General features: G+C 66.6%; 16 protein-coding genes. 6 read left to right on the top strand and 10 right to left on the bottom strand.

From position 1 onward, the window contains the following. Position 1 precedes the first annotated feature (1 nt). The 8 genes from IE187_RS06935 to IE187_RS06970 form a co-directional block, all read right to left on the bottom strand. A complete protein-coding gene (locus IE187_RS06935) occupies positions 2–2,287 on the bottom strand; it encodes a TonB-dependent receptor (RefSeq protein WP_308435270.1) in 2,286 nt (761 codons plus the stop codon). 73 nt (positions 2,288–2,360) lie between these two features. Beyond that, entirely contained in the window at positions 2,361–3,314 is a 954-nt protein-coding gene (locus IE187_RS06940; RefSeq protein WP_189675653.1) for a FecR family protein, read from the bottom strand. Then, on the bottom strand, positions 3,304–3,864 hold the full coding sequence (locus IE187_RS06945; protein WP_229839283.1) for an RNA polymerase sigma factor: 561 nt from the start codon (positions 3,862–3,864) through the stop codon (positions 3,304–3,306). The genes IE187_RS06940 and IE187_RS06945 overlap by 11 nt, the downstream gene beginning before the upstream one ends. 94 nt (positions 3,865–3,958) lie before the next feature. Further along, the gene (locus IE187_RS06950; RefSeq protein WP_229839284.1) at positions 3,959–4,831 is read right to left on the bottom strand and encodes a glycosyltransferase family 2 protein; all 873 of its coding nucleotides are present in this window, start codon (positions 4,829–4,831) and stop codon (positions 3,959–3,961) included. Between the two features lie 272 nt (positions 4,832–5,103). After that, a complete protein-coding gene (locus tag IE187_RS06955; RefSeq protein ID WP_189675654.1) occupies positions 5,104–6,570 on the bottom strand; it encodes an ArnT family glycosyltransferase in 1,467 nt (488 codons plus the stop codon). Beyond that, complete coding sequence (locus tag IE187_RS06960) at positions 6,567–7,856, bottom strand: N-succinylarginine dihydrolase (RefSeq protein WP_189675655.1); 1,290 nt, start codon at positions 7,854–7,856, stop codon at positions 6,567–6,569. Before IE187_RS06960 ends, IE187_RS06955 begins: the two co-directional genes overlap by 4 nt. 27 nt (positions 7,857–7,883) lie before the next feature. Beyond that, on the bottom strand, positions 7,884–10,241 hold the full coding sequence (locus IE187_RS06965) for a thiamine pyrophosphate-binding protein (RefSeq protein ID WP_189675656.1): 2,358 nt from the start codon (positions 10,239–10,241) through the stop codon (positions 7,884–7,886). Between the two features lie 52 nt (positions 10,242–10,293). Next, complete coding sequence (locus IE187_RS06970) at positions 10,294–11,196, bottom strand: LysR family transcriptional regulator (RefSeq protein WP_133186865.1); 903 nt, start codon at positions 11,194–11,196, stop codon at positions 10,294–10,296. Positions 11,197–11,446: 250 nt separating this feature from the next. Between IE187_RS06970 and IE187_RS06975 the strand changes: the two genes are divergently transcribed. Next, positions 11,447–12,748 (top strand): spinster family MFS transporter, encoded by a 1,302-nt coding sequence (locus tag IE187_RS06975; protein WP_189675657.1) that lies wholly within the window; start codon positions 11,447–11,449, stop codon positions 12,746–12,748. A gap of 139 nt (positions 12,749–12,887) precedes the next feature. Here the strand turns inward: IE187_RS06975 and IE187_RS06980 are convergent, their stop codons facing one another. Next, positions 12,888–15,425: a TonB-dependent receptor gene (locus IE187_RS06980; RefSeq protein ID WP_189675658.1), complete on the bottom strand. Its 2,538-nt coding sequence runs from the start codon at positions 15,423–15,425 to the stop codon at positions 12,888–12,890. Positions 15,426–15,557: 132 nt separating this feature from the next. Beyond that, complete coding sequence (locus IE187_RS06985; protein ID WP_229839285.1) at positions 15,558–17,642, bottom strand: tetratricopeptide repeat-containing sulfotransferase family protein; 2,085 nt, start codon at positions 17,640–17,642, stop codon at positions 15,558–15,560. A 489-nt stretch (positions 17,643–18,131) separates the two neighbouring features. Between IE187_RS06985 and IE187_RS06990 the strand changes: the two genes are divergently transcribed. From IE187_RS06990 to IE187_RS07010, 5 genes are all read left to right on the top strand, one after another. After that, the gene (locus IE187_RS06990) at positions 18,132–19,886 is read left to right on the top strand and encodes an ATP-binding protein (protein ID WP_189675659.1); all 1,755 of its coding nucleotides are present in this window, start codon (positions 18,132–18,134) and stop codon (positions 19,884–19,886) included. Continuing rightward, positions 19,865–20,476: a response regulator transcription factor gene (locus IE187_RS06995; RefSeq protein ID WP_189675660.1), complete on the top strand. Its 612-nt coding sequence runs from the start codon at positions 19,865–19,867 to the stop codon at positions 20,474–20,476. Before IE187_RS06990 ends, IE187_RS06995 begins: the two co-directional genes overlap by 22 nt. Before the next feature lie 23 nt (positions 20,477–20,499). Continuing rightward, positions 20,500–20,688 (top strand): hypothetical protein, encoded by a 189-nt coding sequence (locus tag IE187_RS07000; protein ID WP_189675661.1) that lies wholly within the window; start codon positions 20,500–20,502, stop codon positions 20,686–20,688. Between the two features lie 143 nt (positions 20,689–20,831). Beyond that, on the top strand, positions 20,832–22,904 hold the full coding sequence (locus IE187_RS07005; RefSeq protein WP_189675662.1) for a catalase: 2,073 nt from the start codon (positions 20,832–20,834) through the stop codon (positions 22,902–22,904). Between the two features lie 35 nt (positions 22,905–22,939). Beyond that, positions 22,940–23,401 (top strand): hypothetical protein, encoded by a 462-nt coding sequence (locus IE187_RS07010; protein WP_189675663.1) that lies wholly within the window; start codon positions 22,940–22,942, stop codon positions 23,399–23,401. Positions 23,402–23,460: the final 59 nt, after the last annotated feature.

The raw sequence follows: 23,460 nt of genomic DNA on the forward strand, positions 1-23,460 counted from the left end.
GCTACCAGGCGACCGACATGCCCAGACGCACGTTGCGCGGGCGCAGCGGGGTGGTCTGCTGGCGCGAGGCGAGGATCAGCGGGTTCCCGAGCGAGAAGCGATTGGCGGTCGCGTTCGTCAGATTGTCGCCCGCCAGCGTCACGTCGAACGTGTGCCAATGCCACGCGATCTGCGCGTCGAGCACGGCGTAATTGCCTTGGCTGACGTCGAGAAAATCCCCGGTCCCCAGCACCGATCGCCCGACATAGCGCCCCGACGTCGCGATGCTCAACATGGACGCATCGCGCAGGGTCCAACGATAGCTCAGCCCGGCATTGCCAGCGAATGCCGGCGTCTCGGGCAAACGCCGATTGGCCTTGGTCGAGGATTGCGCGAGCGGCCCGTCGACGACGTTGTGCGTGTAGAGAAAGGCGAAATTGGCGTGCAGCCCGCGCACTGGCACCCAGTCCCCCGTGGCTTCGAGCCCGATGATGTCGGCATTGCCGATATTGGAGGTGTAGGGCTGGCCCCGCCGCGTGTAGAGATCCGCCTGGATGTCGCGCCAGCGCGCGTACGAGGCCGCGACCGTGAGCTCCAGCCCGGTCGCGCCGGTGCGTTGCTTGCGCAAGCCAAACTCGCCGACCGTGATCGAGTCCGAGCCGAAATCCTGGACGCGCCCGACCCCGCTCGCAACCGCCAGCCCGCCGGTGCGATAGCCCGACTGCACGCGCGCAAACAGCGCAAGGCGCGGCCCGACCAGCCATGACAGCGCCAGCGTCGGATCGATCCGTCGTGTCGCGCGCCCCTTGACGAAGCTGTTGCTGCGCGGCGTGACCGACGGCTCGCCATCGGTCCGCGCCGCCGTCACGCGCGCGCCGCCAGTTACCGTCAGCCGCTCGGTAACGGGCCAGTTCGCCTCGCCGAACACCGAGACGCTGTCGGTACGGTTGCTGACGCCGATGATGTCGCGAGTCTGGTTGGGCATGCCGAGCGTGCGCGCCTGGACGTCGCGATCCTCGAGAAAGGCGAGGCCAACCAGCCAGCCGATCTTGTCGGGCACCGCGCGCGACAGCCGCGTTTCCTGGACGAACAGCTTGTCGCTTTGCTCGGTGGTGTAGACGGTCGGCCCGGTCGCGCCGATCGTGCGAGAGGCGTCGAACGTGTCGAAGGTGCGAAGATCGACGTAACCCGTCGCCGACACCAGATCGAGACCGCTGTCCCAGTGCTTGCGCACCACGCCGCGGGCGAGCTTGATATGGCTGCTATAGGGCTGCGCGAGCACCGAGCGGCGCTCGAGCGGTCCGCTCATCGTCTCGGCATATTGCCCGTCGGCGGCATCGATCTTCTGGCCGAGCGCGCCGAGCTCGATGCTCCAGCCATCGCCCGGCGCGATCACCAGGCTCGCACGACCGCCGATCCGATCGGCACGGTTGATGTTGCCGAGCCGACGCATCGAGTCGGTGATGTAGCCGCCGTCGCGCTCGCTGTAGCCAACGACCCGCAGCCCAACGCGATCTTTGAGTATCGGCAGATTGACCATGCCCGCCGCATCATAGCCCGCCGCGCCGCCCTGCGTCAGCGTAACGCCGGCGCTGAGCGATGCCGCGGTCTTGGCGAGGTCGGTCGGGTTGGGCTCGAGGTGGATGATCCCGCCGATCGCACCCGATCCGTACAGCGTACCCTGCGGCCCCTCGAGCACCTCGACGCTTTTCATGTCGTACAGGTTGAGGCTCGGCTCGGGCCCCGCAAAACCCAGCGGGACTTCGTCGAAATAGAGGCTCGCGGTCGATTGCGTCGGGCCGTTGAAGCTGCTGTCGGCGATCCCGCGGATGAAGATCTTGTTGCGCCCCTCGCCGAGCTCGGTGTTCTGCAGCACCGGGGTATCGCGCGCGACATCGTCCATCGTCACCGATCGCGCGGCGAGCGATCCCGGCGCGAACCCGCCGATCAGCAACGCGCTGCCGGGGAAGCGCAGCAGCGTCGATCCCTGCTTGCTCGCCGTGACGACGATGTCGCCGCCTGTCTCGGCCACCTCGGCATGCTTGCGGACGGCGACGCGCCGGATCAGCGCGCCGACCGTCTTGGGCGCGCGGACGACGCGGTAGCTGCGCGCATCGATCGCGACCGCACGATAGCCCGTCCCGTCGAGCAAGCGCTGCAGCGCCTCGCGCGGCGCCATCTGCCCCCGCACCCCGCGCGCCTGGATCCGCGCAAGCCCCGGCTCGGTACTGATGATGTCGAACCCGCTCTGACGCGCGAGCGAGGTGAGCGCGCGATCGAGCGGTTCGGGCGCGATCGTGATCCGCACGCTTTGCGCGCTCGCCGGCGCCGAAGGCACGGCGCAGACGGCGAGCGCAAACGGAGCAGCGGTGCGCAGACTCTTAGTTAGGCGAGATAGACCATCGCTCGCCATCGTGATGCCACTCAGCCCCAACCAATGCGGCCAGATGCGGAACATCCCGCGCCGCCGTCCCCGTCAGGCGGACCATGCCGCTAAAGGGACGCTGCGACAAGCTTGCGTCGATCGAAAGCGTGACGCCGTCGATCCGGTTGACCGCGCTCGCGACGCGACCGAACGGCTCGCCCGTAAACGTGATCGCACCGCTGCGCCAGGCACCGACCTTGGCGACATCGACCTTGGAAAGCACGATGCTGCCGACATCCTCATGCACCGTCGCCGCCGCACCCGCGCGCAATGCCACCGCCTCGCGCTGCGGCTGGAGCAGCACCGATCCTTCGGCGACCTGGACGTCGAGCCGCTTGCCGTCGCGCTCGACGTTGAACACCGTGCCGACGTCCTGAACGACCTGCGCGCCCGAGCGGACGGTGAACGGCGCACCCGCGTCGTGATGGACATGGAACGTCGCCTCGCCCGAATCGAGCGTCGCGATGCGCGGATTGTTGTGATCGAGCAGCAAGCGGCTGGCACCGTTGAGCTCGATCCGCGTGCCATCGTTGAGCGCGATGTCCTGCCGCTGGCCGGGCTTCGTCTCGATTGCATAGGGGGCGGGCCCACCACCGGCGGGCACGAGCACCAGCGTCAGGCACGCTGCGGCCGCGACAGCCACGCCGCCGCCTGCCCAGGCCCAGACACGGCGACGCGGCGACGCGACAATCGGAGCCTCGATCGGTGCCACGCCAGGATCGGCGGGATACAGTTCGGGATGATTGGCGAGCAGCGCCATATCGAGCGCGACAGCGTCGAAAGCGCGCGCATGCGCAGGATCTTCCTCGAGCCATGCCACGAAGGCATGCCATTCCTGATCGTCCATATCGGCTTGGCGCATCTGCCAGTCGATGGCGCGATCGACGATGTGCGCTGGCTCAGCGGTCACGATTCGATTCCCCTTCACCGGGTAGACGATGTGGCGCTTCCGAATCCGCCTCGCTCGCGATCTTGTACGCTTGTATTTCCTTGACGGCGCGTCGCAACAGCTTCTCGACCCCGCTCAACGTCATGCCAAGCCGCGCGGCAATCTCCTTTTGCGGCACGTCCTCGAGCCGATAGAGCCGGAGCGCGGTGCGCATCCGCTCGGGCATCGCCGCCAATGCACCCTCGAGCCGCGTCAGCCGTTCGCGGTCGAGCAAGGCGCGTTCGATCGTCGGCTGTTCGTCGGCGGCGGGCTGGACCTCCATCCACGCGGTATCGCGCGCGCCCGATCGCGTTGCGGCAATCCGCCGGTCGGACGCGTGGTTCGACGCCATGCGGTAGAGATAGGCTGCGGGCTGCGCGACGGGCTGCGACGTCGGCAGCTGGTCGAGCTTGATCCACATGTCCTGCAGCGCGTCCTCGGCATCGGCGCGATTGCCGAGCCGCGCCACGAGCAAACGCAGCAGCATCGGCTGCTCGGCCAAAAAGACGGCCTGGAGACCGCCTTCGGTCACCGAATCGCTGGGGTTTGCAACATACTATAGCCTAAAGCGCCGAACGTCCCCGCCCGCAACCCCCGTGCCGCGCGGCCGGTCCGCTAGCGTCCGATTATGCGGCTTTTTGCAGCGTGACGGCGCAGTCGGGCTCGGCGTAGAATTGCCGTTCGCGAATGCGATCGCTCGACAGGCGCCGGGCGGCAAGGCGGCGCGCAAGAAACTGATAAAAGAACCAGTCGCGCGCAGGCTCGGGCGTCGCGTGATAGAGAATCCGCTCGGCGAGCGTCCAGCGGATCGACTCCCGATCGCGCGGGCGCGGCGAGGGCGCGCACCACAGGCCTTCGCCATATGCCAGCCGCCCGAACTTCGCCATGCGGTGCATGATCTCGTGATCCTCGAGCACGTACCCCCAGCGCAGCGCATCGAACTGCCCCGCACGGCGCAACACGTCGGTGCGGAACACCTGCCCTGCCCCACCCGTGTGGCATTGCGCGGGAAACAGCCGTGCCGCCCGCGCCATGCGCTTGGCGGCCTCGACATGATCCTGCTCCGTGGCAGTCGGCGTGACGAAATAGGCGCCGCCCGCGACTGCGCCGGTTTCGAGCAGACGCTCGGCTTGGCGCAGGTAATCGACCGGATACAGCGTATCGGCGTCGCACGTCGCGACGAACCGCGTGCGGGCGCGCTGGACGCCCGTCTGGAGCGCGTTGACCTTGCCGGGGCGCCGCTCGACCAACAGCGTGAAGGCGAGACCGAGCCGGCGGCACGTCGCCGCGGCGACCGCGCCGCTGCCGTCGGTCGACCCATTGTCGATCAGGATCAGTTCGAACGGCACGTCCTGCGCAGCGAGGCTGGCGAGCGTGCCGTCAAGGAAATCGCGTTCGTTGAAGAACGGGATCAGCACGCTCCAGCGCGGCAAAGCGGTCGCGGCCGGACGCTGACCCGGAGCTCCCCACTCGGGATAGTATTGCGATTCGAGCAACATGGCCGTTTCCTGTAAGCGTCTGTCAGACGGTCTTAGAAAGAAGCGGAGAGAGCGCGGATCGCCGGAATGGCCCGCGCTCGGTTTGCGATAATGCGGCCGCCCCCCGGCCGACCGCACGCGATGCCGGGCGCGATACGGGCGTTAAGTCCCATAAACTGGTTCGCGGTCGGCATCGGCAAACGAGATCTCCTCGTTAACAGAACGATACCGATGCCGGATAACCGGACGGGAAATATTGCGCTGAGGAACTTTTTTTGAAGTCGCGCGTGCGGTCAGCGCTGGTAGGCGCGATCGTTGCGCAGATAGACGATCGCGCGATAGTCGCCGCGGGGCGCGATGAACACCGGGCGATACGCGCGCGCTAGCGCAGCTGCCACCGCGGCGTGGCTTTGCGGGTTCCATTCGGCCAGCGGGCGACTGGCGCTGACGATCACCGGCGGACGGTGCGCGAGGATACGACGGACCTCGGCGGCCTCGTCGATCCCCGTCGCGCCTTGTTCGGGCGCATAAGCGAGCGTCGAGGGGAAGGCATAAGCGGTCGGGATGCAGGCGTCCGCGAGCTGATAGACGATCGCGTCGCCGATGAAGACATAGGGGCATTCGTGTCCGCTATTGGCCTTCACCACGCGCGCCAGCGCACGGACGCCGGGCGCGTCGTCGGGGCGGATCGCCGCCTCGACCGCGAAGACGGTGAGCCCGGCGGCAACGATCGCGAGCGCGATCCGGCGATGCCGCCCGAACGTCACCGCCGCCAGCGTCAGCAGGGGTGGCAGCAAGGGCAGCGCATAATGATCGAAGAACACGCCGAGCAGCACGAACGGCACGAGCGCAGCGCCAAGCCACGCTGCCGCCAGGCGGATCTCGGGCCGCTGCGAATCGCGCCGCAGCGCCGTGGCGGCACACAGCACGAGCAGCAGGAGTTGCGCGCTGATCCCGGCGAGCCGGCGCAGCGTGAGGTCGATCGGATAGCTGTAATGGCCGCGCGCGAAGATCGAGGTGAAATTATCGTACCAGAATGCGCGGAAGGCCGCGGGGCCGAGCTGCCAGTAAAAGCCGATCGCCGCGAGCGTCGGGGCAAGCCCGAGCGCCAGCCACACCAGCCCCCCCGCTCCGAGCATGCCGAGCTTTGCGCCGGCGCGCCGCAAATAGAAGAGATGCGCGAGACCGAACAGCGCGCCCTCGACCGCAGGCGTGTATTTGGTCTGGATCGCCAGCCCGGCGAGCAGGCATGCCCCCGCCCCGCTCCAGACGATCGCACGCCTGTCGCGTCGCTCCGCAAGCGCCGGGAGCCGCAGCAGCAGGACCGCGCCGAGCGCCATGAACAGGTTGAAGAACACCGGCGACTGCCCGGCGCGGCCGCTGAGCATTGGCAGCCACACGAGGTACGCCGCCCCCGCAATCAGCGCGCCCGCTGCATTCGCCCCCGCGATCCGCGCCGCGCGGCCGATCGCCCAGGCCGCCCCCACCGCAAAAAGCAGCGCGACGCCTTGATAGGCGACGATCCCGTCGCCCGGCAGGAGCCGTGTCGCGGCATAGATCAGGAACAGCCCGATCGGCTTGCGGTCCCACAGGTCGATATACGGCAGCGCGCCGTGCCACATCCGGCTGCCGACCAGCGCGTAATATTGCTCGTCGGTGTGGATGATCGGATTGCCGAAATCGGCGCCCCGCAGCGCAAGCGCGAGTAGCCCGAGCACCAGCAACGGACCCGCCGAACGCAGCCGCTCGGCGAGGCTCAAAGCTCGCCGGGTCCGAAGCCAAGCCCGTCGAGCAGTGCAGCTCGTGCCGCACGGCACTGCCGCCACATCGCCGGGTCGCCGAGATCGTCGGGCGCGATCCGTTCGGGCCAATACCGCTCAATCAGGCCGGCGAGCAGATCGCAGCGCGCCGGGTCGAGCAGGAAGCGCGGGTCGATCGCCGCATAGGCGGCATCATCCACCGCGACGCGCAGCCGCAGGCACGCCGGCCCGCCGCCATTGCGCATCGACTCGCGCAGATCGAGCGCCTCGACCGAGCGGATCGGCCCATTGCCCGCAAGCATCGTCTGCAGCCAAGCCCACACCGCCGGCACTTCGCGGCACTCGCCCGGCACGATCAGCGCCATCGCACCGTCGGGCAAGGTCACCAGCTGCGAGTTGAACAGATACGATCGGATCGCCGCCTCGAGCGACACTTGCGCCGCGGGCACCTCGAGGATGATCGCCTCGGGCAACCGGCTGCGGATGAAAGCATAGACCGCAGCCGGATCCTCGAACGCCTGCTCGTGCGTGAACAGCACGGTTTCGTTGGCGACCGCGACGACATCGTTGTGGAACGCGCCAGCGGCGATCGCGGCGGCGCTTTGCTGGACGAAAAGCGTGTCGGCCGGATCGAGCCCATGCCGCCGCGCGACCGCCGCACTCGCGGTGCGGTTCTGGCGCGAGGGAAAGCCGCTTTCCTGGCGCACGCCATAGACGAACAGCTCGATCCCGCGCGCAGCGTGACGCGGCGCCATCCGCATGAAGTTCGCCGCACCCTCGTCGCCGAGCGGGGACGGCAGCGCGTCGTGCACCGCGAAGTGGCACGGGTCGCCAAAGGCGAGGCGCAGCTGCCGCGCGGTCTGTGGCGCTTCGAGGCTGCGGTGGAGCATCGTCGAGAGATTGGCGACCGAGATGTGGCAGCGGCCGTCGCCGGTATCGGGCGCGGGCGAGACGGTGCCGGCATTGGCGGTCCACATCGCCGATGCAGCCATCACGTTGCGCAGCAGCCCAGGATCCTCGCGCCATGCCGCAGCGAGGACGGCATCGTCGTCGCCGGCAAAGCCGAGCTGCCGCAGCCACGTCGCATCGGGCCGATCGTGCGGCAGCAACAGACCTTGCGGCAAGCCGAGCGCCAGCATGTGGCGCATCTTGGCGACGCCCTGCAGCGCCGCCGCGCGCGGCGAGGACACCGCGCCGGCATTGCTCGCCGAAGCGATGTTGCCGAACGACAGCCCGGCATAATTGTGGCTCGGCCCGACCAGCCCGTCGAAATTGATCTCGCGCATGCTCGGCAGCTACCGCAATCGCCGCCGCTAATCCACTGGCCCGAGGCACAGCTCGGCGACCGCATCGACGATCGCCTCGGCATCGAGCCGATACGCGCGGAACAGATCTGGCAGATCACCCGTCTGGCCGAAGCGATCGGTGCCGAGCGGGCTCACGCGCATCCCGCGCACGCTGCCGAGCCACGACAGCGTCGACGGCGCGCCGTCGATGATCGTGACGAGTTTGGCGTGCGGCGCGAGCGCGCCGAGCAGCGTGTCGGCATGGCTCGACGCGCCCGCCCCGGTCCAGCGCCCGGCATGCCGCGCCGACCAGCCACGATGCAGCAGATCGGGCGACGTCACCATCAGCAGCCCCAGACCCGGCACGTCGTCGGCGAGCAGGGCAGCCGCTTCGAGCACCTCGGGCGTCACGGCGCCGGTGAAGACGATCGCGATGTCGACGTCGCCGGAGGGTGCTTTCAGCCAATAGCCGCCGCGCAGCGCATCGTCCTGCCAGCCATCGTCGGCACGCTCGATCTGCGCGATCGCGCGCGTCGTCAGCCGCAGATAGACCGAGCCGCCGTCGTCCGCCTGCATGTGCTCGAACCCCCAGCGCATGATCAGCGCGAGTTCGTCGGCAAAGGCCGGCTCGAAATAGGTAAGGCCGGGCTGGCCGATCCCGATCAGCGGCGAATTGATCGACTGGTGCGCCCCGCCCTCGGGCCCGAGCGTCAGCCCCGACGGCGTCGCCACCAGCAGGAAGCGCGCGTCCTGGTAGCAAGCGTAATTGAGCGCATCGAGCCCACGCGCGATGAACGGATCGTACACCGTGCCGATCGGCATCAGCCGCGTGCCGAACAGCGGCGCCGCAAGCCCGAGCGCCGCGAGCATCAGGAACAGATTGTTCTCGGCAATGCCCAGTTCGATATGCTGCCCCGCGCCGTGCCCCGCCCATTTCTGCGCGGTCGGGATGCGCGCGGCGGAAAAGACGTCCTTCAGTTCCTGCCGCCGGAACAGCCCGCGCTGGTTCACGAACGCGCCGAGATTGGTCGAGACGGTCACGTCGGGCGAGGTCGTGACGATCCGGTCGGCGAGCGGATGCCCCGATTTGGCGAGATCGAGCAGGATCCGCCCGAACGCCGCTTGGGTCGAGAGCTCGGCTCCATCGGGCACCGGCAGGCACTCGGGGACCGCCACAGCCTGAGCCGGTTTCGCCGTGGCCGCCTGTGCCAGCGCACTCGCCTCGACCACCGCGCGCGCCGAAGCGGCGGCATTGTCGCCAAGCCCGCCATACGGCGCCCATTCCTCGCCCTCGACGATGCCGAGGTCGCCACGCAATTGCGCGATCTGGCCGGGGTTCATCAGCCCCGAATGGTTGTCCTTGTGCCCCGCAAACGGCAGCCCGTAGCCCTTGACGGTATAGGCGATGAACAGCGTCGGCACGTCATCGTCGCAGCGCGCGAACGCCTCGAGCAAGGTCGCGATGCAATGCCCGCCGAGATTGGTCATCAGCGCGGCGAGCGCAGCATCGTCCTGCGCCGCGATGAGCGCGAGCGTTTCGCTTTGCCCGGCCAGATCGGCGTTCAACCGCGCGCGCCAGGCAGCCCCGCCCTGATACGTCAGCGCCGCGAACTCGGCATTGGGGCACGCGTCGATCCAGTCGGCGATCGCTTGCCCGCCGGCCTGCGCAAACACCTCGCGCTGCTTCTTGCCGTGCTTGAGCGTCTCGACGCGCCAGCCACACGTCTCGAAGATATCGTCGAAGCGGCGGAACATGCGGTCCGCCGTCGTGCTGTCGAGCGACTGGCGGTTGTAATCGACGATCCACCAGCAATTGCGGATGTCGTGCTTATAGGCCTCGATCAGGCATTCGTAGATATTGCCCTCGTCGAGCTCGGCATCGCCCATCAGCGCGATCATCCGGCCCGCATCGGCCTCGGCCATCTCGCCATGCGCGATCAGATAATCCTGGATCAGCGAGGCAAACGCGGTGATCGCGACGCCCAATCCGACCGAGCCCGTCGAGAAATCGACCGGGATCGAATCCTTGGTGCGGCTCGGATAGCTCTGCGCGCCGCCCATCCCGCGATAGCGTTCGAGCGCGTCCTGGCTCTGCTGGCCGAGCATATAGTGAATCGCGTGCAGCACCGGCCCGGCATGCGGCTTGACCGCGACTTTGTCGTTCGGGCGCAGCGCGCCGAAATAGAGCGCGGTCATGATTGCGGTGATCGACGCGCAGCTCGCCTGATGCCCGCCGACCTTCAGCCCGTCGCGGCTGTCGCGCAGATGGTTGGCATTGTGGATCGTCCACGACGACAGCCAGCGCAGCCGCGTCTCGATCGTCTCGAGCACGGCGATGGTGGCGGGATCGGCGGGGTGCGCCGGCGGGGTAGCGATCATATCCATGCCGCCCCATAGCCGATTGGCGCGCGACCGCGAGGCCCCTTTTGGCGCGGCGTCATCCGGCGGCGACAGGTACCCCCTGGCGCGCGGCGAATTGTGCGATCAACCAGCTGCGCACCAGGCTGATCGTCGGATCGGCAAGATCCTCCGCGCGCAACTTGAGGTAATAGCCAAAGCCGTCGTTGATCACGCTGTCGTACGGCAAAACGAGCCGTCCGGCGGCGATTTCGGGCGCGAACATGTCGATATCGGCGAGCGCAACGCCGTCCGAATGTATCGCATAGCCGACCGCGAGCGCATTCGCGTCGAAGGCAAGCCCGCGCTCGACGTCGAGGCTGATCCGGCATTGATTCGCAAAAGTGCTCCACAACAGCCCGCGCGGTTGCCCCTCGAGCTTGACGTGGAGCAGCGGATTGTCCGCCAGGAACTGCTCGAGCGTCTTGCCCGCGTTGCGCTGCGCCACCTGCGGCGAGCAGACCGGCGCGACGCGCACCATCCACAGCAGATCGGTCACGCGATCATCGATGTTGGGCCGGTCGAACACGATCGCCATGTCGGTCTCGCCACTGGGGAGCCCCACCGCGGGCGAGCTCGAAATGTCGATCCGGATCGCGGGATGCTCGGCGTGGAACGCCTGGATCATCGGCATCGCGACTTGCTGCAATAGCGTCGGCGGGATGTGGAGGCGGATCGGGCGGCTGGTGTCGGGATTGCCGCTGATCGCATCCATCGTCTGTTCGATCCGGTCGAACGCCTTGCGCACTTCGGGCAACAGCGTGCGCCCCGCCGCGGTCAGCGCGAGCGTCGGCCCCGAGCGATCGAACAGTTTGTGGCCGAGCTGCTCCTCGAGGCTGATGACGTGCCGGCTCACCGCGCTTTGCGAGACGTCGAGCGCCTGCGCGCCGGCGGTGAAGCTCAACCGCTGGCCGACCGCATCGAACGCGCGGAGCGCATTCAACGGGAGCCAGCGCCGATTGTCCGGGGATGAGCGAGGAATAGCGAACTCCTGAGCGATGCGGGCCATGCCGAGGCGAAATACCAAGCGCGTTTTGCCACGCGATGCAACGGCGTCGCACCGCGCCGATCGGTCCGGGAGGGTGCGCAAGGTCTATCTGCCACGCGCTTCCGCCGCTACGAAGGTCGATCTTGCGGCGCGCTCGCGTGGCAGCCCGCAAGGCGTGACGGACGACGAAAAGATGGGGCCCAGAATGATGACGACGACACCGCGGCTCGAATCGGCGCGCTGGTATGTCGTGCTCGTGCTCGGGCTCGTCTACGCGCTCAACATCGCCGACCGCTATGTCGTGTCGACCGTGCTCGAGCCGATCCGCAAGGAATTCGGCCTGTCCGATTCGGGCGTCGCATGGCTGACCGGCGTGTCGCTCGCCTTCTTCTACATCTTCGTCGGGCTGCCGATCGCGCGGCTGGCCGACCATGCCAACCGCCGCAACATCGTTGCCGCGGCGATCATCCTGTGGTCGGCGGCGACTGCGGTGCTCGGTCTGACTCAGAATTACTGGCAGTTCCTCGTCGCGCGGATTGCGGTCGGCGTCGGCGAGGCGGGCGGCACCCCGCCTTCGACCTCGATCGTCGCCGATAATTTCCCGCGTCGGCAACGCGCGTTCGCGCTGACGGTCTACGCGCTCGGGCTGCCGCTCGGCGCGTGGCTCGGGTCGAGCGTCGCAGGTGCGATCGTCGAGCATTTCCACAGCTGGCGCGCGGGCTTCATCGCGCTCGGCGTTCCTGGCGTGGTGTTCGGGCTGATCATCCTGCTCACCGTGCGCGAGCCCGTGCGCGGGCGGTTCGAGCGGATCAGCGAAGCCAAGGTGCCGAGCGCGACCTTCCGCGAGACCTGCGCCTTTCTCTGGTCGCAACGCTCGGCGTGGCACATCAACGCGGCGGGCACGGTGATCTGCCTGTGGGGTTGGGGCCTGCTGTTCTGGACGCAGACCTATTTCGAGCGCGCCTATGGCCTGTCGACCGCCGAGGCGGGCGCGCGGCTCGGGACGATCTATTTCTGGGCGGGGACCGCTGCGACGATCGCCACCGGCGCTATCCTCGCGCTGCCGCAGATGCAGGACCCGAAGCGCATCGCCTACGGCCTCGCGGCGGTGGTCGCGCTGTCGACGATCCCGTCGTTCGTCATCTACTGGACGCACTCGCTCAGCCTGGCGACCGCGATGCTGTGGATCGTCGTGCCGGCGATCTATCTCTACGTCGGGCCGACGATGGCGCTGCTGCTCAACTTCCTGCCCGCCAACATGCGCGCGCAGGGGATGGCGATCAGCCTGCTCACCGCCAATGTCGCCAATCTGATTATCGCGCCGACCGCGGTCGGCTGGCTCAGCGACACGCTTGCCGGGCGGCTCGGCAGCAATGCGGAGTCATTGCGGTATGCGCTGCTGGCGCTGTCGCTGACCGGCTTCTGGGCAGCGTATCATTACTGGACGAGCGTGCGGACCTATGCCGCCGACGATGCACGGATTCAGGGGACGACCGTTACCGCTTGAGGCAAGCACGAAAGGCGGTGGTCACGCGCCACCACCGTCACCCCGGCCTTGTGCCGGGGTCCACCGTGCCACGCGTGCTACGCCGTAAGCGCGTGCCGCCCGGTGGGCCCCGGCACAAGGCCGGGGTGACGTGGGAGAATTAGAACTTCACCTTCGCGCGCACCCCGATCGTGCGTGGCCGCGCGTACGTCACCCGCGAGCCGGCCTGGTAGATCGCGTAATAGGTCGCGCGCTGGATATCGATCACCTTGACGCCGTCGAACAGATTGTTGCCGAAGATGCCGAATTCGTAATTGCCGATGTCATAGGCGATCGACGCGCTGGCATTGTGGCTCGCGGGGATCACCGCATAGGTCTGGCTACGCCCGCCATTGCTCGCGCGGTCGACGATCAGCTTCTTGGACGTCGGGTCGAGTGTGGTCGAGAAGTCGTTGAAGGTCGTCTGTTGCGACGAGATATATTTGTACGTCGCCTGCAGATGGAGCGACCCGCGCCCGAGATCGGTATCGTAGAACGCGCCTGCCGACGCGGTCACGCGCGGTGAATAGGGCGTGCGGTCGCCGTCGAACGCGCCGACCGTCGGGATGTCGCCACGCGCGGTCGAATCGTTGAACGAGAAGCTGCCGTTGAGCGTGACGTTGCGCGTCGCCTTGACCGCCGCCTCGAGCTCGACGCCCTTGCTCGCGATCTTGCCCTTGTTGTCGGTAAAGAAATACGAACAGTTGAGCCGCAACCGCGTCTGCACGTCGGACCAATCGATGTAATAGGCGCTCGCGTTGAGCGTCACGCGCCCGCCCGCGAACTTGGCCTTTTCGCCGATCGTGTAGTTCCACAATTTGTCGGGCCCGAACGTTCCCGGTGCCGCGCTATATCCGTAGGAATTGAGCTGCGTCGTGCAGCGCCCGGCAAGCCCCGCGGTGCCGAGCGGCACCGGCTGGTTCGCACCCCCATAGCGGAAGCCGTTGGCGGCTTCGGCATAGATCAGCACATTGTCATTGAGCTTGTATGAGATGTTGGCGCGCGGGTTGACGCCGTTCGACTTCAGCGTCGAGCGGATCGACTGGGTGATGCCGGTCGTGCGCCCCTGCGCGTCCTTGCCGAGCAGCACGCCGAACGCGCCGCCTTCGTAGAGATAATAGTTCTCCTTGAAGTTGAAGTAGCGCAGTCCCGCGGTCAGATCGAGCCGGTCGGTGACGTGCCACGTGCCATCGGCATAGGCGGCGAACTGATGCTCGTGCACGTCCTGCAGCCCCGAGAAGATGTCGTTCGAGCTGAACGCGCCGTCGACGGTCTTCGAATCGTAGCGGCCGGTCGGCGTCGCTAACGGGCCGAACGCGGCGTTCTGGTACGACAGCGTGTCGAACCCGGCGACCGGAATGTCCTGAATCAGATGCCGGTTCTGCTTCTCGTAGAACGCGCCGACGGTCCATTTGACCGGGCCATCGTTCTTCGAGACGAGCCGCGCCTCGGCCATGAAGTCGTTGAGCTTCTGGTTGATCGTATAGTTCTCGGCCGGGATCAGGCTCGTGACCGCATGGTCGTAGCGTGCGGGCGGAGCGTAGAGCGGATACTTCCCCGCGCCGGTGTAGGGCGCGTAATAATTGGCGAAGTAATAGCCGATCTGCGGATCGGGGCTCGCGTTGAAGCCGATCTTGCGGTCGGTATAGGCGCCGGTCACGATCAAATTGGCGAAGCCCGCGTCATAATCGAACCCGCCGGTGTAGAGCTTGAACAGATCGCGCGTGCCCTCGGCCCCGTTGCTCTCGTACTGATACGGTTTCAGCCCATCGAGCCCGGTGTTGAGCCCCTTGGCGCGGCTGTTTTCATAGGTGAAACTGCCGTCGACGGTCAGTCTGTCGGTCGGCGTCCAGCGGACCGCGACGCGGCCCTGGGTCGAGCGGTTGCTGTTGGCGTTGTCGACGCGGTGCTGGCCGATATTGTCGATGAAGCCGCCATCGTTGCCGACGAAGATGTTGCCGCGAACCGCGAGCTCATCCTTGATCAGCGGGATGTTGACCATCCCGCGGACGTTATAGCTGCCAGCGCCATATTCGGTGGTCGATCCGCTCGCTTCGGCGGTGCCGAAGACGCTGCGCGCATCGGGCTTGGCCGTCACGAAGCGCACCGTGCCCGCCATCGAGCCCGCGCCGAACAGCGTGCCCTGCGGCCCGCGCAGCACTTCGACGCGGTCGAGATCATAGACCTTGAGGTCGGGCGTCTGGCCCTGCACCGAGATCGGCGTATCGTCGAGATAGACCGCGACGAGTGGGCGATCCGACGTATCCGAGGTGACATAGCCGCCCGTCGCAAGCCCGCGCAGGTTGAACTTGTTGAACCCCGGCGCGCCCTCGGTGATGACGAGCGAGGGGGTGAACTTCGCGAGATCGGACAGATTGCCCTGCCCCGACTTGGTGATCTGGTCGACGTTCACCACCGACACCGCGATCGGCACCTTCTGCAGCGATTGCGCGCCCGAACGCGTCGCTGTGACGACGATATCGTTGAGTCCTTCGCTTTGCGGCGCGGCTTGCGGCGCATCGGCGGGCGCCTGCGGCTCGGGCGCGGCGCGCGCGATGCCCGGCGCGATCAGCGCAAGCGCCGCCCCCGACGCCATGAGCCGCGCGACGATCCGCGCAGGACGCGCCGAAACGCTGTGACCGACAGAAAGATTCACCACGAAAGTCCCCTTTGCAACCCAGCTGCCCCACCAAGGCAGCCGTCGTGCAAGCCGTTGCCGGCCCATGCCTTCGACGCTGTCCTTGATCCCCGTTCGATATCAAAAATCGGATAGGGGCATCCAATTTAGGCATCAATGCCGATTGGCGGTCGCCTTGGCAAGCGGTCCGAGCGCATCGACGAGCGGGCCGAGCCACGCTTCGAAAGGGCGCCACTGGTCGAGGCCGTCGCGATTGATCGGCTGGCGGACCTGTTCCGAGCTCGGCGTGCGGACGGTCCGCTCGCTCTCGAAGAACCGCAGGCACTGCGGCTCGAACGGCAGGCCGCAATACGCGAGCAACCGGCGGATTTCGGTCTCGGGATCGTCGATGAGCGCCTCATAGTCGATGCGGTATACCCGGCCCGGCAGCACCGCATCGAAATGCGCCATCAGCGCGACGTAATCGGCGTAATATCTCCCGAGATCGCCGAGGTCGTAGCTATAGGCCTGCCCGCGCGCGAACGCCTGTTTGAACAGCGAGAAGCAGCACGCCATCGGATCGCGCCGGATATCGATGATCCGCGCGCCCGGCAGCATCAGGTGAATCAGCCCGGTGTGGAGGAAATTACCCGGAAACTTGTCGACCAGCCACGGCTTCCCCGCGCGGTGGACCGCCGTCCGCTCGAGATAGACGGCGCCGAGCGCGGCAAAGGCGGCTTCGGGAACGTGCGCGATCGACGACGGATAGCCCGGGTGGCGCTGCGCCAGTTCGCGCGCGAGCGTGGTGATGTCGGGCAGTTCGGACGCGCCATCGACCGCACTGTGGCTGGCGAGGATCTGCTCGACCAGCGTCGATCCCGACCGTGGCATGCCGAGCACGAAGATCGGCCCGGCCTCCGCGCACCCCGCCGCGGCGTTGCGGCGGAACAGCTCGGCGTCGAACGCCGCGATCGAGTCGGTCACGAAGCGATGCAACGCTGCGGCGTCATGCGGCTCGAGCGCGGCGCGCGCAGCATTGCCGCGAGCATAGTGGACGAACGACTCGGCGTAGCGTGCCTCGTCCTCGAGCGCCTTGCCCAAGGCGAAGTCGAGATACGCCCGATCGGCCGGATCGGAGCTCGCCTCCGCCGGAAGCGCGAGCATGTGCGCGACCTCGGTGCTGTCGAAGCGGACGGTCTTGAGGTTGGCGAGACTCCAATATGCTTCACCGTAGCCCGGCCGGAGTGTGACCGCACGGCGGTATGCGGCGACTGCCTCGTCCTGCCGGCCAACCGCGCGGAGCGCGTGGCCGAACGCATGCCAGGCCTCGGCATCGTCGGGCGTCGCCGCGAGGACCGCCTGATAGGCACGGATCGCCGCAGCCGCATCGCCGAGCTGCATGTGGATCGCCGCTTCGAGCATAAGGAAAGCGGCAAGACCCGGCAGCGCCTTGAGCGCGAGATGGATCGCCGCAAGCGCCTCTTGCCCACGCTCGAGCCGGTGAAGCGCGATCGCGTGTGCGAACTGTGCGGGGACGAAGTCGGGCGCAGCGCGGCGCGCCTGGTCCAGCAAGTCCGCGACCGCCGCGAAATTTCCCTGCCGCAGCCCGATATCGGACAGCAGGCGCACCGCGCCGAGATCGTTGAGATCGATCCCGAACCGCCGCTGGAGCGCGCCGCGCGCCGCCGTATCGCGCCGCTCGAAGAACGCCGCAGCCGCATCGCCGAGTGCGCGATCGGCGACGCAGCCAGGCACCATCCGCGCCTGCGCCGCATTCGCCTCGATCGGGCGCCCGAGCAGCAGCAACTGGTCGCCAAGCGCGTGCCATGCCAGCGAGGATTGCGGATTGGCGCGCGTGGCCTGGTCGAGCGCATCGGCGGCGGCCTCCCCCGCCCCCAGTGCGGCAAGCGCCATGCCGAACTCGTAATGAATCCCCCACGCCTGCGGCATGGCGGCGGCAAGCGGCGCCAACACATCGCGCGCCTCGCGGATCTTTCCGACCCGGCGCAGCGCCGCGCCCAACAGGACGCGCGCTTCAACCGAATCACGTCCCCCCGCCAAGACGCCGTCGACACGAGCGAGCGCTGCTAGCGGGTCGTGACCCAGCAAGCGCTTGGCGTCCGCCAGCGCGGATTGCATCGTCGAATTGTCCAGCCGCTTGGTCCCCGCTGCGATACCGTTCGGCGAGCCTAGCCGTACCGCCGCGCCAAATCCATCGAACGCGAGTTGGCTCCCGATGCCAAGGCGCAGACCCGCCACGGATTTGACCCGCCCTTGGCACCGGCTGAAACTGCGGGAAAACTTATAATAGATTAGTTTAAATTTGCTCTTTAGAAATAAATTAACACATATCAATTGGCAGTCTTTGTGATAAATTTTGCCAATTCATTCGCCAATAGTTTCAAAACACAGACGGCGGATGATAGATAGGACCCCATGAAAGCAACTGGTCTTACCTTTGCGATAGTTTCAATAGGACTTACAATCGCAATTGTCTTAAATGAGACAATTTATATAATTGAAAATACTCCATTTTTTGGAGTTCATGCGGGCTACAGCCTTGCCGCGTCAGTCGGATTTTCTGGCTGCGCGGTCGCGGTCGTACCGTTACTGCTAGATCGCCCGCGTCGCGCGGCACCCGTCGCTGGCGTTGTCGTGCTGTTCGGCGCCTTCATATTGCGGGATTGGGCGACCGTTTCGGAGATGTTCGTCAGTCCAGGCCAGTTCTCTCATTGGCTTGCCGCGGCCATGCCGGGCCGCCTGCTCCCGAGCGCGGCGCTCCTGCAGATCGTGGTCGGTATTGCCTGTCTCGAACTCGGCCTCGACCGGCTTCACGGATCGCGCGACCTCCGCATCGCGCTGATCCTGTTCGTTCCGATCGCGCTCACCGCCGAAGCGCTCGTCATGCTCGTCGCCGGACTCGACTCGTCGAACCTGACGCTCCTCACGATGGCAGCCTCGCTGGTTTTCCTGGCAGGCGCGATGGGTGCGTATGGGCTCCGACACGATGCGGCGTTGGCCGCTGCACCGGGGCTATGGCTGCCCGTGGTGTTGGCGGTAGCGATCGCCAGCACCGATCTGCTCGCGACGCACAGCAGCGCGGCGCGATGGGGGTATGTCCTGGTCGTCGCGTGCGGCTTGCTGCTCCCGCACCGCGTCTTCGTGCGCGTGCTGACCACCGTATCGGTCGGTCTTGCACTGTTCGGCTTGGTGGCATCGCAACGGAGCGAGAGTGCGAGCGTCGCCAGCCTCCTCGACGCCGCCCTGGCGATCGGCGCGATCGTATTGGCAGGAGTGCTGGTCGATCGGCAGTGGCAGGCGCGACAAGCCCATCGCGAAATGATCGAGCGTTTCGCCGCGATACAGCAGATGACGGCGACGACGTGCTTCGAACTCGATCTGGCAAGCATGGCCTTCGTTCCCAGTCCCGCGTTCGATTCGCTCCACGGCCGGACCGCACGGGTGCGCAACGATTGGCGATCGTTCGTCGCAGCGTACATTCCCGTCGAGCAACAGGCCGCGCTGGCGGCCAGCCTTGCCGAGGCGCATCACGGCCGGGCCACCGACGCTGTCGCATACAGTTTCCAGCGCCCCGACGGCGAAAGGGGAGATGCGCTGCTGCGCTGGGTGCCGACGCGCGATACGCACGGGGTGATCGTCAGCCTGACCGGCATCGTCCACGATGTGACCCTGCAGCGAAAATCCGAACGTGGCAGTGCCGAGTTACGCGCCAAACTGGACGACGCTCTGAAGCTCGAAACGCTGGGCCTGTTGGCCGGCGGGGTGGCGCACGACCTCAGCAACACGCTCGTCCCGCTGGGGATCCTCGCACCGCTCGTGCTGGAGACGATCACCGACCCAACCGATCGGCATAGCATGGACCTGATCATCGAATCGGCGACGCGCGCACGCGAACTGGCGCGCGCCATGCTGGCCTCTACGCGCGAGGAACCCACCGCGCTCGAGCGGGTCCGGCTCGACGAACTGGTCCGCGATTTGCTGGCGTTGCTGCGCGCGCGCTTTCCTGCCGGGATCACGATCGTCGACGCGCTCGCACCCGTGCCCGCGATCGAAGGAAACGTGTGCCAGCTTTATCAAATCGTCCTCAACCTGACGGTCAACGCAGCACAGGCGATCGGCCCTCGCGGCGGCACGATCACGATTGGCACTGCGGCTGAGCCAAGCGGGGATGCGCGCGCGCGGTCGGTCCGGCTGTTCGTCTGCGACGATGGCGCGGGGATTCGGCCGGAGATCATCGATCACATCTTCGAGCCGTTCGCCAGTTCCAAGGATGGCAATGAGGCGAGCGGGATCGGTCTGGCGATCGTCCGCCGTATCGTCCAGTCCCATTCCGGGGTGATTTCCGTTCAGAGCAACCTGGGCCAGGGCGCGCGGTTCGATCTGCTGTTCCCCGTCGCTCGGCCAGTTTCTGGCCCCTCTTCCCCCAACCTGTCGCACCCCACTCCCGCAAGCGAGGCTCCATGGCGAAGCGCATCTACATAGTCGACGACGACGAACCGGTCCGTTGCTCGCTGCTGACATTGCTTACCCTGCGCAGGGATTTCGATGCCGAATGCTTCGCCTCGGGCGACGCCTTTCTCGACGCGACGCCCAGGCTCGATCCCGGGATCGTCCTGCTCGACCTGCGCATGCCCGGACTGACCGGGCTCGAGGTACTCGCTACCTTGCGCCGCGAAGCGCTGCCCTTTCTGTGCGTGATCGTCACCGGGCACGGCAACATCGCCGTCGCCGTCGAGGCGATGAAACGCGGCGCGATCGACTTTCTCGAAAAGCCATATGACCACATGACGCTGCTCGAAACGGTCGAACGCGCGTTGGATCGGCTGACGCGCGCTGGCGAGGATGCCGCTCGCATCGCCGCGGCGCAGAAACAAATCGCTCGGCTGGCGCCGCGCGAAGTCGATGTGCTGTGTGGGTTGATCGCCGGCAAGGTCAACAAGGTGATCGCACATGACCTCGCCATCAGCCCGCGCACGGTCGAAGTGTATCGCGCGCACATGATGACAAAACTTCACGTCCAATCGCTGCCGGACGCGCTGCGCATCGCGTTCGCCGCCGGGCTGGTCCATTGAGCACGATCGACGACGACGCAGACTTGGCCGAGATCGTCCACGATCTCAGCCAGCCATTGACCGCACTGACCAACTACCTCGCCGCGATGCAAGTTGCGATCGACCATGGCGATCCGTGCAAAACGATCGCAAATCTGCTCGGATCTGCCGTGGGCGAGACGACGCGAGCGCGCGCCGTGGTCGACCGCCTGCGCGATGCCCTCGCCCGCTGAGGCGAGGCGAGCCTTCGGTACTATATTGCGATTGCGGCGGAAAGAATCCGCGGCCGGGTCGTTCCTTGACCGCGAGGTTTTCCGAATGGGCGCGCTGGCGCGCGCTTGTCGACAGCGCACGATATTTTTCCCGGAGACATGAGATGGCCACCACCCCCGAGACAATCCGCGGCAACGCGGGCGAGACCCACCAACAGGCCAGCGAGGGCGATGCCGTGCTGACCACCAACCACGGCGTGCCGATCTCCGACAACCAGAACAGCCTGCGCTCGGGCGAGCGCGGGCCGACGCTGCTCGAGGATTTCGTGCTGCGCGAGAAGATCTTCCATTTCGACCATGAGCGCATCCCCGAGCGGATCGTCCACGCCCGCGGGTCGGGCGCGCACGGCTATTTCGAGGCGACCGACGACATTTCGGACCTGTCGAAGGCCGCGGTGTTCACCAAGGGCGAGAAGACCGAAGTGTTCGTCCGCTTCTCGACCGTCGCGGGCGGATCGGGGTCGGTCGACACCCCGCGCGACGTGCGCGGTTTCGCGGTCAAGCTCTACACGCGCGAAGGCAATTGGGATCTGGTCGGCAACAACATCCCGGTGTTCTTCATCCAGGACGCGATCAAGTTTCCCGACCTGATCCACGCGGTGAAGATGGAGGCCGATCGCGGCTATCCGCAGGCCGGCAGCGCGCACGACACCTTCTGGGACTGGGCCTCGCTCACCCCCGAAGCGACGCACATGCTGTTCTGGGCGATGTCCGACCGTACCCTCCCGCGCTCGCTGCGGATGATGGAAGGCTTCGGCATCCACACCTTCAAGCTGGTCAATGCCGAGGGCAAGGCGAGCTTCGTCAAATTCCACTGGAAGCCCAAGCTCGGCATTCAGTCGACGATCTGGGACGAGGCGCTGAAGCTTCAGGCGGCCGACAACGACTATCACCGCCGCGACCTGTTCGAGGCGATCGATGGTGGCGACTTCCCCGAATGGGAGCTCGGTATCCAGGTGTTCGACCAGGCCTTTGCCGACGCGCAGCCCTATGACGTGCTCGATTCGACCAAGCTGATTCCCGAGGACGACATCCCCGTGCGGATCATCGGTCGGATGGTGCTCAACCGCAACGTCGACAACTTCTTTGCCGAAACCGAGCAAGTCGCCTTCCTGCCGACCAACATCGTGCCGGGAATCGATTTCTCGAACGATCCGTTGCTGCAGGGCCGGCTGTTCTCGTATCTCGACACGCAGAAGTCGCGTTTGGGCACGACCAACTTCCACCAGATCCCGATCAACGCGCCGCGTTGCCCGTTCGGCAACTTCCAGCGCGACGGAATGATGCAGACGCAGGTGCCGAAGGGTCGGGCGAATTACGAGCCCAACAGCCTCGGCGCACATGGCGAAGAAGGCGGCCCGCGCGAGAGCCCGAAGGGGTTCGCCACGGTCAACGCCGCGACCGGTCCGAACGAGACGGGCGACAAGCTCCGCATCCGCTCGGAGACGTTCAGCGACCATTACAGCCAGGCACGGTTGTTCCTGAACTCGCAGACCGAGAGCGAGCAGGCACATATCGCATCGTCGTTCGTGTTCGAGCTGTCGAAGGTCGGGACGCTCGATCAGGTCCCGCCGCGGATGCTGGCGAACCTGCGCAATGTCGACGAGGCGTTCGCCAAGCGTGTTGCCGACGGGCTCGGCATCCCGCTGCCCGACAAGGCCGAGGCGGCGCGCGAGCCGGTCGACATGAAGCCGTCCGACGCGCTGTCGATCCACAAGAACATGAAGGCGACGCTCGAAGGGCGTACCGTCGGCGTGCTGATCGCGGATGGCACCGATGCGGGCGAGCTCGAGACGCTGGTCGCGGCAATCACCAAGGCGAAGGCGAAACCCTTCCTCGTCGCGCCGAAGGTCGGCGGCGCAAAGCTGTCCGACGGGACGATGAAGAAGGCCGATGGCCAGCTCGCCGGTTCGCCGTCGCAGCTGTTCGATGCGGCAGCGGTCGTGCTGTCGAAGGACGGAGCCGCGGCGATGCTCAAGGAGGGCGCAGCCGTCCAGTGGGTGATGGACGCGTTCGGGCATCTCAAGGCGGTCGGCGCGAGCGACGCGGCGAAGCCTTTGCTCGACAAGGCCGGCGTCGAGGCCGATGAAGGCGTGACGGGTCTCGACAAGGCCTTCATCGCCGCTGCCGCAAAGCGCTTCTATGCGCGGGAACCCAACGTCCGTACCCTTGCCTAGCCGCTAGGGCTGCGGCCTCTATCGGGATGCACCGTATGATCGACCCCTTTGCCTATTGGACGCGTGTCATGTCGGCATGGGGGTCGGTCGGTGCGACCGGCGAGCGATTGAGCGAAACCGCGACGGCGTCGCACGCGGTGATCGCCTCGCGCACCAACACGATCGGCGAAGCGATGCGTTCGCCGCTCAGCGGTGATTATGCCGAGCTCGGCCGGATGGTGCCCGAGAAACTCGCCGCCTTCTCGGCATCCGGGACGGCCGGCATGCAGGCGTTGATGGCGCTGCAGGCGGGCTATGTCGCGCAGGCACAGGAGGTCGGCGCGATGTGGCTGCGCGGCCGCCCACCGACGCTGTTCGAACTTGCCGCGCTCTCCGAACGTTCAAGCATGCACGCCCTGATCGCGCTCGAGACGAGCGCGAAGATGGGGCGCGATGTGGTCGCGCCAGTGCACAAGGCGGCGACCGGGAATGCAAAGCGGCTGCGCAAGGCGCGCTGAAGGGCTACCTCCGACTTTTCCCGCATCGTTCCCCGGCGAAGGCCGGGGCCCAGAGGCGA

It is taken from the genome of Sphingomonas glacialis (genome assembly GCF_014653575.1).
GTDB classification, from domain to species: domain Bacteria; phylum Pseudomonadota; class Alphaproteobacteria; order Sphingomonadales; family Sphingomonadaceae; genus Sphingomonas; species Sphingomonas glacialis.